Source organism: Brevibacillus sp. HB2.2 (assembly GCF_013284275.1).
Classification (GTDB): domain Bacteria; phylum Bacillota; class Bacilli; order Brevibacillales; family Brevibacillaceae; genus Brevibacillus; species Brevibacillus brevis_D.
Genome location: NZ_JABSUV010000021.1, coordinates 35,503 through 51,361 on the forward strand (window position 1 = coordinate 35,503; position 15,859 = coordinate 51,361).

Consider the following 15,859-nt stretch of genomic DNA (forward strand, 5'->3'; position numbering starts at 1 on the left):
AACCATTTTGTCCTGCTATTACCAGCTGGATAGGACTTCTACCCGTCCACAACATGGGTGATCTATGTTACCATGGAAAAACGTAAATTGTCTGAACGGCATGTTTCATTTTATGTCGTTTTGAAAGAAGGGAGGTTATTGGCTATGTCCACGATGAAAGTCTTGGTTGCCGATGACGATCCAAACGTACGCGAAATTATTCGCCTTTATTTTGAAAAACAACAAATCGAGCTCATCGCAGCAACAGATGGACGAGAAGCTCTTGAGATGATGGAAAAGGAACAGCCGGATGTGGTCATTCTCGATGTCATGATGCCGCAGTTGGATGGCTTTGAAGCATGCCGGGAAATCCGCAAAAAGTGGGATACGCCGATCATTATGCTGACGGCAAAGGATGAGGAGTTTGACCGTGTTCTCGGCTTGGAGCTCGGAGCGGATGATTACGTGACGAAGCCGTTTAGTCCACGTGAAATCGTTGCTCGTATCCGCGCGATTATGCGCAGATTGCAGCCAAAACCAAAAGTAGAAGACGAGGCAGCGCTTCGAACCTTTGTTTTTGAGCAATTGACGATAGATCTGGATAAACGGGAAGTGATCGTTGCCGGGGAAAAAGTGAGCTTTCGCCCGAAGGAGTTTGATCTGCTTGTTCAACTTGTCAAATCGCCGGGAAGTGTATGGTCGCGGGAGCAATTGCTGGAACAGGTGTGGGGATTTGATTATTTTGGCGATGTTCGAACGATCGATGTTCATATTAAAAAGATCAGACAGCGTTTAGATAAGCTCCCGTATGATTGCATTCAAACGGTTTGGGGGATCGGCTACAAGTTTGGGGTGGATAACTGATGCTAGGCATGTCGAAAAGTATCTACCGCAGACTGCTGGTCAGCTTTTTGGCTACCGTTTTGGTAGGGTTGGGGATTACAGGGATTGTTCTCTCCTTTTTTACGAAGGAGTATATTTACAACGCCAAAGAAGAAGAGCTTTTGCGAATGGCCAAAAAAGTAAATACCGCTATTCATAACAGCAATGAAGTAAACAAACGGCTCTTGGACAAGCTGGCAATGCTGGACGAGTCATTTGATACCCGCATCTGGTTATTTGATACAAAAGGAAAAATTGTCGCGACTTCGATGAAGGATGAGATGTTTACGGGCAAGTCCGTGGCAGTTTCTATCGCGGATAACGTACTGAAGGGAAAAAGCGCGGTAACCGAGCTGCAAATCGAAGGTCTGGATGACCCGATGTTGTCGGTCTCCGTCCCATGGGGCGAGGGCGAAAACGTTTATGGCGGAATTATTTTGCACGCGCCGATTGAAGGAATTGAGAAAACCTTTGGTCAAATGCGCGAGTCGATTCTGTGGGCGACCTTGTTCGGGGTGCTTCTTTCTACGATCATGGTTTCGTATTTGTCATGGTCAATCTCCCGCCCATTGCGAACCATTGAGAGAACAGCCGCTGAAATTGGTCGAGGGAATTATGCAGAGCGCGTCCAGGTCGATACGTCGGACGAGATCAGCGACTTGGCGCAAACGATCAATACGATGGCACAGAAGCTGGAGAAGGTAGAGCAGGAGCGTCATCATTTGGAGCAAGTCCGTAATGATTTTTTGGCGAATGTCTCTCATGAATTGCGTACACCTCTCACGGCGATCCAAGGTTTCCTTGAGGCGTTGCAGGATGGCTTGGTAGAGGAGGAAGAGGCGCGACAGAAGTATTACGCTGTGATGTACACCGAAACGATGCAAGTGAATCGCTTGGTGGATGACCTGATGGATTTGATGAAGCTGGAGAACAATGAAGTAAATCTGGTCAAGTTCCCTGTCGATGTGGCAGATGTCATGAATCGGGTTGCTTTTTCCTTCCATCAAGAAGCAGAGGAAAAAGGGCTTCACATGGGAGTAGAGGTAGAGGACGAGCTTCCGCGAATTTATGCCGATAAAGACAGGATCGCGCAAATTCTAAAAAATCTGGTGAAGAATGCACTCAAGTTTACGTCTGCTGGTGAAATCCGCATGCGTGCTTCGCTGGAAGGAGAATACGTACAGATTCAAGTGATCGATACAGGGATGGGAATTGCAGCAGATGACCTGAACCGAATCTGGGAACGTTTTTTCAAAGTAGATCGGGGACGTTCCAAGAACAATAAAGGAACAGGACTTGGACTCGCCATTGTAAAAGAGCTGGTAGAACTGCATGATGGCAAATGCAGAGTGGAGAGCTCGCCTGGGAAGGGTAGTACTTTTACGATATGGCTTCCTAGGATTAAGCCGGAGAACTAAATCATGATCCGCTCAAAATGATCATGGTCATACTTTTTTCATATTTTGATCATCGTTTTTTCCTACTTTCCTTACAGAATGGTTATCTTTGCCCGTTACGATATAGGTGTGACAGCGAGAAGGTCACGAAGCCAAGGAATGAAAGGGGAATGAACATGAACAAAAAGTGGTTCTCCATTGCCACTGTCGCATTACTCCTGTCTGGCAGCTTGGTTGCCTGCTCTAACACAACAGGAACACCTGAACCGGCGACACAACAAGAGGGCACGACAAGCGAAACCGCTCCGGGCTCCTCCACTTCTGATAGCGGACAATCGACCAATAGCTCGGTTTCGCAAGATCAGTCTACTCCGGATGCTTCAGCGAACAGCTCGGATGCATCAACGGGCACAGGTTCGTCTACGGAAGCACCTGCGACAGATGCCAAATCTGATGCAGGTACCAGCACTGGATCATCTGGTGCTGTCGGAACCGACAACAGCAGTTCCGCTGGACAGTCTACAACGACTGACGCCAGCAAGAAGTAATCATTCACGAACAGGAAACACGTTCGTCTGAACTCCTCTACTTCCCTCCCGTTTTATATACTTTGATGACGACTATAGGTCGTCTTTTTTTTGTCTAAGAAAAGCAGTTCCAGTCTACCCTTCGGCCTACGTCTGGAAAATACTTTGGTGGCATGTGGTATGATTATCCAAAATCATACATAGCGGGAGGGAGAAGCATGATCACGTATCCATCGTTGAAAAAGGGCGCCACTATAGGGGTAACTGCACCATCATCAGGTGTATCAGAGTATTTGCATGAACGAATCAGGCTGGCATGCAGTCGTATGGAGAGCAGGGGGTATTCCATCGTTTGCAAAGACACAGTCTGGACACAGGAAAAAGCCAAGTCAGCTCCTGCCATAAACCGCGCAGCCGAATTCAACTCCCTGATGCAAGAGGGAGACGTCGATATCATCATCCCTCCTTGGGGTGGCGAGCTGCTGATTGAGATTTTAGACAAGCTTGATTTTGATGCCATGCAACCAAAATGGGTGTTAGGCTATTCGGATGTGAGTGTGCTGTTGCTCGCGATTACATTAAAAACGGGGATGGCTACGGCCCATGGGACGAATCTGATAGATTTGCGTGGAGCAGATATGGATGAGACGACGGCTATGTGGGAAACAGTTCTGTCAACGAAAAAGGGCGAGTCAGTCTTGCAGTACTCTTCTCCGATGTATCAAAAGGAATGGCAGCATACGAATCCTTCGCCGCATATCTTTCACCTGACGGAACCGACTGTATGGAAAACAACAGAGACTACTCCCCACGTAAATATACAGGGACGGCTACTTGGCGGATGTATCGATATCATTCGGCATGTGATCGGCACACCGTATGGGGACGTGCAAACTTTTCAAAAAGAACAGATCGGGAATGAAGCGATCATCTGGTATTTGGAAAACTGTGAGCTTTCAACGACTGATTTGCGCAGATCATTGGTACAAATGAAGCTAGCCGGATGGTTCGGCCATTGTGCTGGGATCATGTTTGGGCGCAGTCCAGCGAATCAGACGGTCGACGGCTACACTGTGGAAGACGTCTATCAGGAACTGGCTGAAGAGCTGCAAGTCCCTGTCCTCTACGATATAGATTGTGGACATATGCCGCCACAAATCACATTTATAAATGGGGCATTTGCTGAAGTGGAGTTGTCTTTTGAAAAAGGAAGTGTACGGCAATATTTTCGTCCATAGCTTAAAAAAAAGAGGGCTTCCCAACGATTAGGAAGTCCTCGTAGCATGTAAGCAAACACGATTTTAGCCTTGCTTCTCGTTGGAATGGGGGAGAGGATGTTCCTCCAGCGATTCACGTTTATTTTTGGTACGCAAAGTGGACAAGGCGACACCGAGGAAAATAAATGAGCCACCAGCGAAAAAGCCAATACCCAAATGTTCATGCAGCAACAGCCAGCCCAAGAATGCACCGACAATGGGCTGTACAAAAAAGAACGCGGCCCCACTACCAGCGGGCATCAGCTCGAAGCCTTTGTTCCACAAATAAAAAGCACCTGCGGTAGAAATCATCCCGATATAGAGGACGCCTGCCCAGATGTCCCAACCAAATTGCCAGGAGACGGGTGTGACAGACAGCTCCCAAAACATGAGCGGACTCGTAAAGATGATGCCAAACAATGCTACGTAGGTAGTGACGAGCAGGGATGAATAGCGCTGCGTTGCCTTTTTGCTGAGAACGGTATACAATCCCCAGCTAATCGCTGCTAGGAACAAAATCAGGTTTCCTGCGAGAGAAGACTGAGCGTCAGCTTGATCAGGAACACCAATGACGATGATGACACCAATCGTCGCTAACAAAATACCCGCTGCCTGCTTCAGATGGATGCGCTCCTTTAATAGCCAGACCGCAAAAATGGCAATAAAGGCAGGCGATGCGGAGGTAATCAAAGCACCCATATGGGCAGTAGACAGCTTGGTACCGAGAAATTGTGCGGCGATGGAGATCGTGACCCCGACAAAGGAGATGGCCATCAGCAGTGGATAATCTTTTTTCGCGACACGCTCCTTGCGAGCAACGATAAATGCCCCTAGCACGACTAAAGCAATGCAAAAGCGCAAAATCAATAGCGTGAACGGTGGAATCACTTCCAACACAACCTTGCTGACGACATAAACACCGCCCCAGATCGCTGCGGCGAGAGTCAGGCAGACAGCCCCTAAAAACATTTGCTTCCATTGTGATTGTGACATAACAAGTCCCTCCCGGAATAATGAATCAATCGTTCGAGCGTTATTCCGTAGCCGGGAGGCAGTAAGAGAACCACTTCCTCACCGACTAGGAGAGGAGGGAGGGCACATCATTTTCAAAAAGGCGACGGTTCATATCTTTCACCTCCTTAATTTGTACGGGGTAGCCACTTGGCTACCAGCAGCACCGGTTGTGTCAGACGACCGACTGGTGCCTCCACCTGACGATACTGCTCATAGCCAAGCTTCCCCCAGAAAAGAAGAGCAGGTTCATTATGCGCAATGACACCGTGATGAACATGCTGACTGCCATGGTGGATGCAGTAGGCTTCCATGAGTGTCACTGCTTCTTTTCCAAAGCCCTGCTGCTGATAATCGGCATGCAAAAGCAAAAGACTAAACCAGCTTTTTGGATCGTTTTCACTGGAGAGGACGATATGGATGACTCCAATGAACGTACCTTCACGAGTAATAGCGAGCCAATGCCCGGAAGGTATGCTTATGGTAGCGTCATATTCGGCTTCCAGTTCAGCAAGACTTACTGTGCTCGTGCCGTTTCGAAGCTGATTGTACTTTGGATTGCTGTTGTAGGTGGCGAGTAAGTCGGGTAAATCCTCGCGCAGCAATTCGCGAATGATGAGCCGCTCACCTGTCAAAATGAGACTCATTGAGGTCCTCCGTACTTGCGGATAAGTCCAATCTGCCCGCCGTGGTAGCCCATATGATAGATCAGTCGACCAAGTGCCTGACGGGGAGTCAATGTGGCAATCGGTGCTTCACAGGGGATGTCCCACGCGTCTTTTGGCAGGGCAGCCAAAGAATTCAGCAAGTGATGGTAGGCAGCATCTTTGAAAGCAAGCAAGGCAGACAAGTCGGTAAAGTTTCCTTCATCCTTCACAGGTCCAATGGTAGTGAGAGTGATGTCGGACGGGATTGCTCTTCCGAAAAACATCATACAGAATCGATATTCGACTTCCGCGATGTGATGAATCAAAAATCCGATGGAATTAGAGCCCGGAGCCAGCTTCCAGCCAAGCTCGGCTTCAACCAATTGGACGAGTGCATCCTGATACCGGGAGCGAGCAGTTTGCAAGGTCGGCAAAAGTTCTTGTTCGAACATCGAATCTTCCTTTCTAGTGTTTATTTATATTATAGGAAAAAGATCAGGAAAGAACAGCATGACCATTCGGAATATTTTGAATGAATGTTCACTCAGCAACCTGAATTCGTTATACTAAAGAAAAACAAGGAGTGAGAAAGATGGCTCATCACTATCATCTAACTGTGCGTTCAACTGATATTGACGTAATCGGACATGTGAACAATGCCAAGTATTTGGAGTACATGGAGTGGGCGCGTTTTGAATGGATATGGGAGCAAGGATTTACACTGGATGAATTGAGGCGACGGGCCATCATGCCGGTAGTGGCCAATATAAACATTAACTACCGCAAAGAATTGAAAATGCGTGAAGAGGTAACGGCGATTACTACGGTGGTCAAGGTGGGTGAAAAAAGCTTCGTCATCCGCCAGGAGCTGTACAACGCTGCAGATGTATTAGTGGCGGACGCCGATGTGACAATGGTCATGATCGATGCGAATACACGCCAATCTATTTCTTTACCAGTTGAGTTGAAAGAGGCATTGCTTGTGGATTTGCCTAAAAGCTAAAGGCATCAGGATGATTTGCGAATGAAGTCGAGGCGGAAATTATTCCATTCGAGAGCACGCAGCGCCAATGTCTCCAAGATACGCTCATGGCGATCTTGACCTTCCTTTAACTCAGCAACATCTTGCTTCAGCATGGCAACATCCTGCTTTAATTCGGCAACATCTTGCTTCAACATGGCAACATCCTGCTTTAGTTCGGTAACATCGGCTTTTAGCTGGTGAACTTCCATGGTTAAAGCGTCCATCTTGGCATCCAATTCGTCCTGCCGATCTATGAGGGCATGAGCAATCAGACGCAACTCATTCATACCCTCTACTAAAATATCCAGTTTTTCGTTAGACATGTTTCCACCTCCTTTTTCCGTTACAATGATCATAACAAAAGACAGAGTCATATGCACAATGAAAACAGCAAGAAAAAAGGAAGGGGACGCCACTCAGCCATGTCCAAATTTACAACAATCCTATTTGATCTCGACGACACTCTCTTCGATTTTTCAGCTTGCTGGGAGAAAGGGATGCGGCAGACGATTGCGAGCCATGCACTTACAGCAGAACTCGACCAAGAGAAATTCCTTGAAGCTCTGCGGCGCCACGGAGATGATTTGTGGATCGATGTTATTGCCAAGCGCTACGATTTTACGCAATACAGGAGGTTGCGTTTTCAGCGAGCTATGGCTGATTGTAACCGACAGATTGAAGTGGAGCAGGTCGACGATTTTCAACGCGCCTATCAGGTGGCATGTATGGACGCAGTCCAGCCAGATACCACTGTTCAATCTACCATTGCGAGGCTGGCAGAAGAGCATACACTAGGGATTGTTACGAATGGTCCTGTCGATATGGCATTTATCAAGCTGGAGAGGTTGGGATTGTCTGCTTATTTTCCACGGGAGCGGGTGTTTCTCTCCGAAATCATCGGACACCATAAGCCGGATCTACGTATATATGAACATGTTCGTGAAAAACTCGGAGTTGAGAGCAAGCAGGTGTTGTTCGTCGGAGATACGTGGGAGGCAGATGTAGCAGGCGCGATGGACGCAGGCTTCTCAGCTGTCTGGATCAATCCACGAGGGAAAAAGCCTACTTCAGAGCATCAGCCACTCGCTGTCATTGAACGACTGGATCAGCTTTTGGCAATCTTGTAGAAAAAAGCAGCCTATTGCCCCATAGCCGCATAGCTTGCAGGCTGTTTTCGGTGGCAATCAAGCTGCTTTTTTTCTACATATTTTCTTGCTCTTTTTGCTCCTAGCGTTTTGCGTACTGCTTTCTCATGAAAAGGATGAGAGAAACAATAATCAGCCCAATTAAAATCCCGATAACTTCTGGTTTAAGGCTATCTCCCCAAAAGATTCTATACAGCAAAACCCCTGTCAGGATAACGGCAAAATCCAGAAACCTACTTGTCATACGAATCTTCCCCCATTTACATGAACCTGATTATCGTTCGTATCGACTAACCTGATCTTCCATTTTTTCATGCTGACTCTTCCTATACTTTGTGATGAAAAAGATGAGATTGAGGACAATCAGGCCAATCGTAATTGACATACTTCCGGTAGTCATGGTTTTTCCTATCGAGATGTTGAAAAGCAGCATCCCGGATAGGAGCAGGACAAAAACGAGATTAAGCATCATGAGACTCTTCCCCCATAAAAATTCGTTCGAGCGAAGGGACTTCAACGTTCACGCCATAAATATCCACGCGTGCCTGAACAAGAGCACGAACGAGGGTTGCCACTTTTTGATCGTCATCAACCTGAATCGAGAGACGACCATCTTCCCAAATCGTATTGCGCCCGAGGGACTCGATAAAGGTGCGCAGGTTTACAGAATCCTCTGTAATAAAAGCCGAGTGACGTACGTTCACAGATCGCCATGCCTGATGGGCAGCTTGCAGCTCATCGAGAGTGCCGAGTGAACGGATCTTTCCGCTTTTCATGATGGCGATGCGGGTACAGATTTTCTCAACTTCATTCAAATTGTGCGAGGTCATGAAGATCGTTTTTCCTTGTTGATGGAGCTTGCGCAGCAAATTTTGAATATGCAGGGCTGATTCGACGTCTACGCCAGAAGTAGGTTCATCAAGGAAGATGAGCTCCGGGTCACCGACTAAGGCTTGGGCAATACCCAGCTTCTTTTTCATCCCGAAGGAAAACGTTTTGGCTTTGCGGGATGCATGCTCCTCAAGCTCAACGGCTGTCAGGATGCGCATACAGTCTTCCTTTGTGAGTGTGACGCCTTTTACCCGAGCGAAATAGTGCAGGTGCTCCGCAGGAGATAAATGGTCGTAGAAGGTGGAGTAATCTGGCAGTACGCCAATTCGTTTTTTCCATCCTTCTGTATGGGCCTCTTCTCCGAACATACGAATGGTACCCGCTGTCGGAATCAGAATCCCTGTCAGCATATTGATAAAGGTCGATTTTCCTGCGCCGTTTCGACCAAGGAATCCGAAAATCTCCCCGCTGTGCACAGTAAGACTGACGTCATTCACGACCGTGCGATTGCCAAAGCGCTTGTTCAACTGTATGGTCTCGATCATTGCCATTAACAATCCCTCCGTCGGAATAAGTACATAGAAGCGATCAGGAAAGCTGCTGCATAGAGCCAAATGAAGCCGGTCCAAGCGCCGCCTTTTTCCATGAATGAAAAGGGTGTCAAATATTTAATCCATGGTGCTGCTGGGTGACTAGAGAAGGTGCTCCATAGTCCGAGACCTGGCAAAATCAGTGCAATCACGATTCCTAAAAACATCGTGTAGCTGGGGCGAGGTATCACGAGCGAGAGTAGCAGTGCTAGCGAGATGCAGTAGATAAGCAGAGATACGCATAGATAAAAGGTCTTCGCGTCAAACGTTTGGACGGTGGCAAAAACTACGCCAAACGTAATAATCATGCAGGTTAACCAGAAGAACGCCACTCCAAGAAATTTCCCCAAAATGATTTGATTGCGTGAAGTCCGGGTGACGAGAAAGCGAATTGTCCTGCCCGCTAGCTCACGATTTATGACATCATGAGACAGGCTGAATACAAACAAGGGCCCGAACAGCATGATGAGTGCAAAAATACCAAGCGCATGTCCCTGCGCCAGCTCCTTTTCTGGGAGAAGACTTGCTGCCTGATTGACGAGGTCAGAAACCAAGTACGAGATGCCGACGATAAAGGCAACGGTAATTAACGATTTGATACTTTTAAACAACCGAAAAAATTCGTGTTGGCAAATAGCCCACATAGGTGAATCCGCTCCTTTCTCCTTCATCATAATTGCCAGACCTTTCCCCTACTAAAACACTACCTTACCATTTCCTTATCTTTTTTGTTGGCGCCGTTTATCATGGTAGAATGTATGACAGCAAGGGAGGGAACGGGAATGGAGAAAGAAGCAAGAATCTTGCTGGTAGATGATGAAGAAGCGATTTTGCAGATGCTCCAAACGGTGCTGAAAAAGGAAGGCTTTGTCCAGATCGATACATGCACGACAGCAGCAGAGGCGATTCGTCTCGTGGAAGAGAAGACATACGACTTGTTGATTCTAGATGTCATGCTGCCTGATAAAAGTGGATTTGAGCTGTGCGGAGCAGTGCGACAGCGAACGAAGGCACCGATTTTTTTTCTGACAGCAAAAGGTACCGATTTTGATAAATTAAGCGGATTTGCCTATGGAGCGGATGATTACATAACGAAGCCATTTCATCCACTAGAGGTCGTTGCCCGGATGAAGGCTCATCTGCGCAGAACTTTGGGGGGATCTCCTCCATCGCAGGAAGAAAAGCGCTATGATTTTGGACGTTTTCAAGTAAATGTGGAGGCAGCCGAGCTGTTCGTGAACGGAGAGCGAGTGGATTGCCCGGCGCAAGTATTTTCATTGCTCGTCTTTTTCTGCCAGAATCCGAACCGGGTATTTACGAAAGAACAAATTTACGATCATGTATGGGAAGACGAGTACGGGATGTTTGATGAAAATACAGTCATGGTGCACATTCACAAGCTGCGTCAGCGCATAGAAGAAAATCCGGGACAGCCAAAGCTCTTGGTCACAGTGAGGGGGCTGGGCTACAAGCTGGTTAGTCCGGCAAGACAGTCATGAATTTGCGGAACAAGCTGATTTTTCAATATGTCCGGCAACTGTTCGGCTTTCTCCTCGTCTTGCTGCTATTTCTAATTTTTGCGATGCTGGGGTTAGGCTGGCGCATTATGAACGAGCAGTTGTCCAGCGATTTGTCCCGGCTGGATGCATCCGATTTGACATTGAAGATAGAGTATGAGGGGAAGCGAATCCGCGTCGATCCGGAAATTGAGAAGAGCGTGGCGAGACATCAAGGCTGGTTGCAGATTATCGACAAGCACGGAAAAATACTGTACAACTATCGGACACCTGCTGATGTTCCCAGTCAATTCCGGCCAGGAGAGTGGATTAGTTATGTAGAAGACCGTGACGCTTCTCGCTATCACGTCACGCACTGGGTTATAAACCAATCTGACGAAAACATGATCATCCTCTATGGAACACCCGCTCCCGAAAAGGAAATGATGCAGCGCCTGATCGCAAAAAAAACGGGAACGAGCAAGGAGACATGGGACGAGTTGAACGAAAGCTTTTCCCAAGAAAAGGCATGGTACTTGGTATACGATCGTACGGGGAAGCTCATCCATCAATGGAATCACCCGAACGCTACTGCCCAGTTAGACATGACGGAGGCTCTTCAGAACAGCGAGACCACCAAAAATGTTCCTGTCCGCATCACCAGTCGATATGACACGAAGAGCGACTTGACCTACGTAGTGGGCACACCGAATCCAACCTATCAGTCTGGTGTCCAAGAAACGTCTGAGGATGCCATGGTCAAGGAAACGTTCCTTCAGATCGGTATTCTTTTGATCCTTGTCGTTTTATTTGCAGGTAGCTGGTATGCGTGGCGGGTAGGCAAGCCGCTCTTGCATATGGTGAATTGGCTGGAAAGACTGGCTCAAGGCCGCTATGAGGAGCCGATCGGAAAAAAGGGGAAACCAATCGGAAGGAATTGGCGAGGGAAGGAAAAGAAGTCATTTCGTGTTTTCAAGGATGTATTTGACGCTCTCCGGCATCTGAGTGAAACCTTGCGCTCCAACGAAAAGCTTCAGCAAGAGATCGAGCAGACGCGAGAGGAATGGATTACAGGGCTATCCCATGATCTCAAGACACCGCTGAGCTCGATTTACGGTTATGCTACCTTTTTAGAGTCGGAACAGTATGAGTGGGATAGAAAAGAAGTCAGCGAATTTGGGAAAACGATTCGGGAAAAGTCAGACTACATGAACGGGCTGATTGAAGATTTGAATTTGACCTATCGACTCAAGAATCAAGCTTTGCCGATGGTCAAACAACCTGTCGCGATCGTAGAAACCATTCGCAGGATTGTGGTGGATATGGTGAACGATCCGAGCTCGTCTTTGCATGATATCGAATTTTCGGCGAATGTCCCATCGATAACGGCCGAGGTCGATCCAATCTGGTTTCGCCGCATCATCGTCAACATTTTGACAAACGCGATCAAGTATACCCCGGCAGGTACACATGTGCTTGTAGAGGTACAATCGATTGCAGCCGATCAGTTTGTGGTCAAAATCGCGGATAATGGTCCAGGCATGGATGAAACGACACTGGCCAATCTGTTCGAAAGATACTATCGAGGTGGGCATACAGGAGAGAATACCAGTGGGACGGGGCTGGGTATGGCGATAGCCAAGCAGCTCGTTTTGGCGCACGGGGGAGAGATTACGGTGGACAGTAAGCTGGGTAGCGGAACGGTTGTCGTGATGACCTTTCCTGCGGTTATCAGCTAGTTCGTTTTCATGAAAAAAAGCCAAGGGATTTGCGTTGTCCCTTGGTTTTTTTCTACTATGGTCTCGAGATGAACGTTTGTATGACTTTGCCATCCGCTTGACGCTCTTCATAGTGATTGGCAGTGTAATCGCAGATGCTCGCCCGCCAAAAGCCGATGGCAGGCACGTTGTTTTCCAATTGAAAGACTTCCCAAGCACCCGGGAACATTTTGAAGATTTGATGGGAGACCGCTTTTCCAATCCCCAGCCGACGGTAGCGTTTCATGATAAAAAATTCAGCAATGGAGTGGACCGATGGCAAATTTGCATCAGGGCTTGTGAGCATGCGGACGAGGACAAAACCAGCGAGCTTACCATTAACCTTGATGAAAAAGGGATGGCGCTCTGGTTCAACCCAATACTTTTCAAAGTAGTCGTAGCCAAACAAGCCGTCGACATCTACTTCAAAAGGCTCAAACTCAGTGAAGTCGTACGTATACAGCTCCAACAGTTGCTTGAGAGCGTGCTTCTGTTCAAAAGGAACTCGTTCTATCGAGAATGCTTGATTCACCGAGAAAACCTCCTTTTTTCTTGAGATATAGGAGTATCGTACTTTATTTTGAATTCTAGCATTATTGAAAGAGAAGGTGTTTGATTCATGCAAGAAAAAACAATAAATTATCGTTCGGAATGGTGACGGAGAAAAACAGGATTTGTTTATTAGTTTCAACGGAAATCAAACATCGATTTTTGTGAAAGATGAAGAATTAATGTTTATTGATGAAAGTACAAAAGGCAGTTATACAACGAGTGATACTTTTGAAAATGTTGTATATGAGGGAACATTACGTAATCTTACCCATGCTGAGATGTTAACTTTAACAAACAATAATTCAGATAGACAAAAGAAAGTCTTTGAAAATATTACGATAAATTATTAACATACAAAAAATACCCTATAGACAGACGTTCCCCAACGCCCACTCTATAGGGTACACTTTTTTCCCTTTAATGAATCGCGTTCTTCTTAAACTGCCCACCGCGCACATCGTGAATATTGCCGACAGCCAGGAAGGCATTCGGGTCCACTTCTTCCACGATCAGCTTCAGCTTGGCTTCTTCCAAACGCGTAATGATGCAGAAAATCACTTTCTTATCGTCTCCGGTATAGCCGCCCTCACCATTCAAATAGGTAACGCCACGGCCCAGACGAGCAACAATCGCATCTCCCAAATCCTTGTGATTGTCGCTAATAATCCATACGGCTTTCGACTCCTGGAAGCCTTCGATGGTCAGATCGATCATTTTGAATGCAATGTAATAGGCGATCAGCGAGTACATCGCGCGATCCCAACCGAATACAAATCCGGCACTGCTCAAAATGAATAAGTTCATGAACATTACGATCTCACCAACGGAGAATGGAGATTTCTTGTTAAGCAGTACAGCGACGATCTCTGTACCGTCCAGAGAGCCTCCATAACGGAGAACGAGTCCTACACCAATCCCGAGAAGTATGCCGCCAAAAACAGCTGCAAGCAAGGGATCATCCGTTAGCCCTTTGACTTCGTGAAGGAATGTCGTTCCAACTGACATGATCGTAACCCCGAAGAGGGTTGAGAGTGCAAACGTTTTTCCGATTTGCTTGTACCCTATGATCAAGAAGGGCAGGTTAAGCACAAACAGGAAAACGCCAAGAGGGATTCCAGACAGATGCGAGGTAATAATCGAGATACCTACGATTCCACCGTCGATAATATTGTTCGGTACGAGAAAAATCTCGAGCGCTACCGAAAACAGGGAAGCACCAATCAGGATACCGAAGACCCTCTTGAGCAATTTTCCAATGGGTAATTTCTGATGAGCCGATTTAGCAAGTGGTTGTTCCATCGTTCCTCTCCCCATTGTGAAATTTTTTACTTACTCAGCTATTATAGCATTCATTCTGATGCGATTACTGCATAATTACACTTTTTAGTAAAAAATAATCCATTCAGACTTGTTCAGACTCATTCATACGCTTAAAATCTCGTTCGGTCGTGAATGTTGAGGATAGAGAGTGTACCGTATTGACTGGTTATACAGAAATTGCTATTTTCAAACTGTTAGGAAAATAGTTAGGGGGATGTTCCATGGGTTTCTTGAAAGCGGAGATAGAAGTATCATCATCTATAGAGCTGGTTTGGTGGGCATGGACACGAAAGGAACGGCTAGTTCAGTGGTTTGCGCCTGATGCAACGATTGAGCCGTACCTGGGCGGAGCCTATGAATTGTACTTCAACCCAGCCAATCGCGACCAGATGGGGACGAAAGGTTGCATCATTACCCATTTTGAACCGAAGGAGCGCCTGGGCTTTACATGGAAGGGACCAGATGAATTCGCAGATACCATGAATCACGAGGATGCTTTGACATATGTGCTTGTCACCTTGTCTGAAACAGCGGGGAAAACGCAAGTGTTGGTCGAGCATTTCGGTTGGAAAGAGGGAGAGGAGTGGGAAAAGGCTCGGGGTTGGCACGAAATGGCTTGGTCTCATGTATTGGGGAGCCTGAAGTCTGCACTTGAATCGGGCAAAGGGGATCTGTGCTGCTCTCCGCAGGCTGCTGCCCATCAAGGGTAGATGTAGATGATTCATCCGTCACGGCGGACAGCTTCCATACTATTGTTTGTTTTGGCGAGATTGGCGGAAATCGGTGGTGGAGACTGAAATGAAAAGCTTCGAGGAATTGTACTGCGAAAAGGATTCAGCAATGGATGAAATAAAAAAATGGCAGTCAGCATCAGAGCGGAAAATTACTCTTCTTCCAGCTGAACTGGAGAAAGGGAAAAAACAGCTTGTTGATTTACAAGTGACGACGAGGTCAACGCTAGGTGCTGTTGCTTTTGAAACAGGCGGGATTCTGATTCACCAAGGCTGGCTAAGGATTCTAGGGTCTGGCCATCCTCATTTGCCGCGTTCCATCACTTCTTGGAATCAGCAATGTGCCTTGAACGGGATGCTGCTGGTAGCAGACGATGTCATAGGGGGATTCTTTGCGATCAATGGTGGAATGTTTCCGGATTCGGTAGGCGGTATATGGTATTTCGCTCCGGACAGTCTTGCGTGGGAGGATCTTGAAATTGGCTATACCGACTTTTTGCACTGGGCAATGACCGGGGACATCCATACGTTTTATAAGACATTTTTCTGGACGGATTGGGAGAAGGACGTTTCCGAGCTAAAAGGCAATGAAATGTTCGCAATCTATCCTTTTTTGTGGTCAAAAGAAGCTCGTGAATTAACGATGGATGGGTGCTCCAAAAAGCCGGTACCTGCATCGGAAATGTGGGAGATGAGCAAGAACGGTGTGTAAAG

General features: G+C 47.1%; 20 protein-coding genes. 11 read left to right on the forward strand and 9 right to left on the reverse strand.

Annotation, left to right across the window (positions count from 1 at the left end):
• The first annotated feature begins 144 nt into the window (after positions 1 to 144).
• The 4 genes from HP401_RS16470 (at position 145) to HP401_RS16485 (ending at position 4,023) form a co-directional block, all read left to right on the forward strand.
• Entirely contained in the window at positions 145 to 843 is a 699-nt protein-coding gene (locus HP401_RS16470; RefSeq protein WP_064202315.1) for a response regulator transcription factor, read from the forward strand.
• Complete coding sequence (locus tag HP401_RS16475) at positions 843 to 2,279, forward strand: sensor histidine kinase (RefSeq protein WP_173605748.1); 1,437 nt, start codon at positions 843 to 845, stop codon at positions 2,277 to 2,279. Before HP401_RS16470 ends, HP401_RS16475 begins: the two co-directional genes overlap by 1 nt.
• Positions 2,280 to 2,434: 155 nt before the next feature.
• Complete coding sequence (locus tag HP401_RS16480) at positions 2,435 to 2,806, forward strand: hypothetical protein (protein ID WP_041749259.1); 372 nt, start codon at positions 2,435 to 2,437, stop codon at positions 2,804 to 2,806.
• A 197-nt stretch (positions 2,807 to 3,003) separates the two neighbouring features.
• Positions 3,004 to 4,023: a S66 family peptidase gene (locus tag HP401_RS16485; protein WP_173605749.1), complete on the forward strand. Its 1,020-nt coding sequence runs from the start codon at positions 3,004 to 3,006 to the stop codon at positions 4,021 to 4,023.
• Between the two features lie 63 nt (positions 4,024 to 4,086).
• Here the strand turns inward: HP401_RS16485 and HP401_RS16490 are convergent, their stop codons facing one another.
• The 3 genes from HP401_RS16490 to HP401_RS16500 form a co-directional block, all read right to left on the reverse strand.
• Positions 4,087 to 5,034 (reverse strand): DMT family transporter, encoded by a 948-nt coding sequence (locus HP401_RS16490; protein ID WP_173605750.1) that lies wholly within the window; start codon positions 5,032 to 5,034, stop codon positions 4,087 to 4,089.
• A gap of 146 nt (positions 5,035 to 5,180) precedes the next feature.
• Positions 5,181 to 5,699 carry a GNAT family N-acetyltransferase gene (locus tag HP401_RS16495; protein WP_173605751.1) on the reverse strand — a complete coding sequence of 173 codons (519 nt, stop codon included), beginning with the start codon at positions 5,697 to 5,699 and terminating at the stop codon, positions 5,181 to 5,183.
• Positions 5,696 to 6,151, reverse strand: a complete 456-nt coding sequence (locus HP401_RS16500) for a DinB family protein (RefSeq protein ID WP_173605752.1) — start codon at positions 6,149 to 6,151, stop codon at positions 5,696 to 5,698. Before HP401_RS16500 ends, HP401_RS16495 begins: the two co-directional genes overlap by 4 nt.
• Positions 6,152 to 6,291: 140 nt before the next feature.
• Here HP401_RS16500 and HP401_RS16505 point away from each other — a divergent pair, with 140 nt between their 5' ends.
• Positions 6,292 to 6,702 (forward strand): acyl-CoA thioesterase, encoded by a 411-nt coding sequence (locus HP401_RS16505; protein WP_173605753.1) that lies wholly within the window; start codon positions 6,292 to 6,294, stop codon positions 6,700 to 6,702.
• Between the two features lie 5 nt (positions 6,703 to 6,707).
• Here HP401_RS16505 and HP401_RS16510 read toward each other — a convergent pair whose 3' ends face one another.
• Positions 6,708 to 7,046, reverse strand: a complete 339-nt coding sequence (locus HP401_RS16510) for a hypothetical protein (protein ID WP_041749260.1) — start codon at positions 7,044 to 7,046, stop codon at positions 6,708 to 6,710.
• A gap of 99 nt (positions 7,047 to 7,145) precedes the next feature.
• On the opposite strand from HP401_RS16510, the gene HP401_RS16515 reads away from it, so the two are divergent.
• The gene (locus tag HP401_RS16515; RefSeq protein ID WP_173605754.1) at positions 7,146 to 7,850 is read left to right on the forward strand and encodes an HAD family hydrolase; all 705 of its coding nucleotides are present in this window, start codon (positions 7,146 to 7,148) and stop codon (positions 7,848 to 7,850) included.
• 292 nt (positions 7,851 to 8,142) lie between these two features.
• Here HP401_RS16515 and HP401_RS16520 read toward each other — a convergent pair whose 3' ends face one another.
• Genes HP401_RS16520 through HP401_RS16530 form a run of 3 tightly spaced genes read right to left on the reverse strand, consistent with a single transcriptional unit; the run spans position 8,143 to position 9,963 of the window.
• Entirely contained in the window at positions 8,143 to 8,340 is a 198-nt protein-coding gene (locus tag HP401_RS16520) for a hypothetical protein (protein ID WP_173605755.1), read from the reverse strand.
• Complete coding sequence (locus HP401_RS16525) at positions 8,330 to 9,250, reverse strand: ABC transporter ATP-binding protein (protein ID WP_173605756.1); 921 nt, start codon at positions 9,248 to 9,250, stop codon at positions 8,330 to 8,332. The genes HP401_RS16520 and HP401_RS16525 overlap by 11 nt, the downstream gene beginning before the upstream one ends.
• Positions 9,250 to 9,963, reverse strand: a complete 714-nt coding sequence (locus tag HP401_RS16530; protein ID WP_254457099.1) for an ABC transporter permease — start codon at positions 9,961 to 9,963, stop codon at positions 9,250 to 9,252. The genes HP401_RS16525 and HP401_RS16530 overlap by 1 nt, the downstream gene beginning before the upstream one ends.
• Positions 9,964 to 10,071: 108 nt before the next feature.
• Between HP401_RS16530 and HP401_RS16535 the strand changes: the two genes are divergently transcribed.
• Both HP401_RS16535 and HP401_RS16540 read left to right on the forward strand, forming a co-directional pair.
• Positions 10,072 to 10,788 carry a response regulator transcription factor gene (locus HP401_RS16535; protein ID WP_173605757.1) on the forward strand — a complete coding sequence of 239 codons (717 nt, stop codon included), beginning with the start codon at positions 10,072 to 10,074 and terminating at the stop codon, positions 10,786 to 10,788.
• The gene (locus HP401_RS16540) at positions 10,785 to 12,524 is read left to right on the forward strand and encodes a sensor histidine kinase (protein ID WP_173605758.1); all 1,740 of its coding nucleotides are present in this window, start codon (positions 10,785 to 10,787) and stop codon (positions 12,522 to 12,524) included. Before HP401_RS16535 ends, HP401_RS16540 begins: the two co-directional genes overlap by 4 nt.
• Before the next feature lie 55 nt (positions 12,525 to 12,579).
• On the opposite strand, the gene HP401_RS16545 is transcribed toward HP401_RS16540, so the two are convergent.
• On the reverse strand, positions 12,580 to 13,074 hold the full coding sequence (locus tag HP401_RS16545) for a GNAT family N-acetyltransferase (RefSeq protein WP_173605759.1): 495 nt from the start codon (positions 13,072 to 13,074) through the stop codon (positions 12,580 to 12,582).
• A gap of 142 nt (positions 13,075 to 13,216) precedes the next feature.
• Here HP401_RS16545 and HP401_RS16550 point away from each other — a divergent pair, with 142 nt between their 5' ends.
• Entirely contained in the window at positions 13,217 to 13,444 is a 228-nt protein-coding gene (locus tag HP401_RS16550; RefSeq protein ID WP_173605760.1) for a hypothetical protein, read from the forward strand.
• 67 nt (positions 13,445 to 13,511) lie between these two features.
• Here the strand turns inward: HP401_RS16550 and HP401_RS16555 are convergent, their stop codons facing one another.
• A complete protein-coding gene (locus HP401_RS16555) occupies positions 13,512 to 14,393 on the reverse strand; it encodes a YitT family protein (protein ID WP_041749263.1) in 882 nt (293 codons plus the stop codon).
• A 242-nt stretch (positions 14,394 to 14,635) separates the two neighbouring features.
• Here HP401_RS16555 and HP401_RS16560 point away from each other — a divergent pair, with 242 nt between their 5' ends.
• Together HP401_RS16560 and HP401_RS16565 are read left to right on the forward strand one after the other, a co-directional pair.
• Positions 14,636 to 15,124 carry an SRPBCC family protein gene (locus HP401_RS16560; RefSeq protein ID WP_012684679.1) on the forward strand — a complete coding sequence of 163 codons (489 nt, stop codon included), beginning with the start codon at positions 14,636 to 14,638 and terminating at the stop codon, positions 15,122 to 15,124.
• An 88-nt stretch (positions 15,125 to 15,212) separates the two neighbouring features.
• A complete protein-coding gene (locus HP401_RS16565) occupies positions 15,213 to 15,857 on the forward strand; it encodes a DUF2625 domain-containing protein (RefSeq protein ID WP_173605761.1) in 645 nt (214 codons plus the stop codon).
• Positions 15,858 to 15,859: the final 2 nt, after the last annotated feature.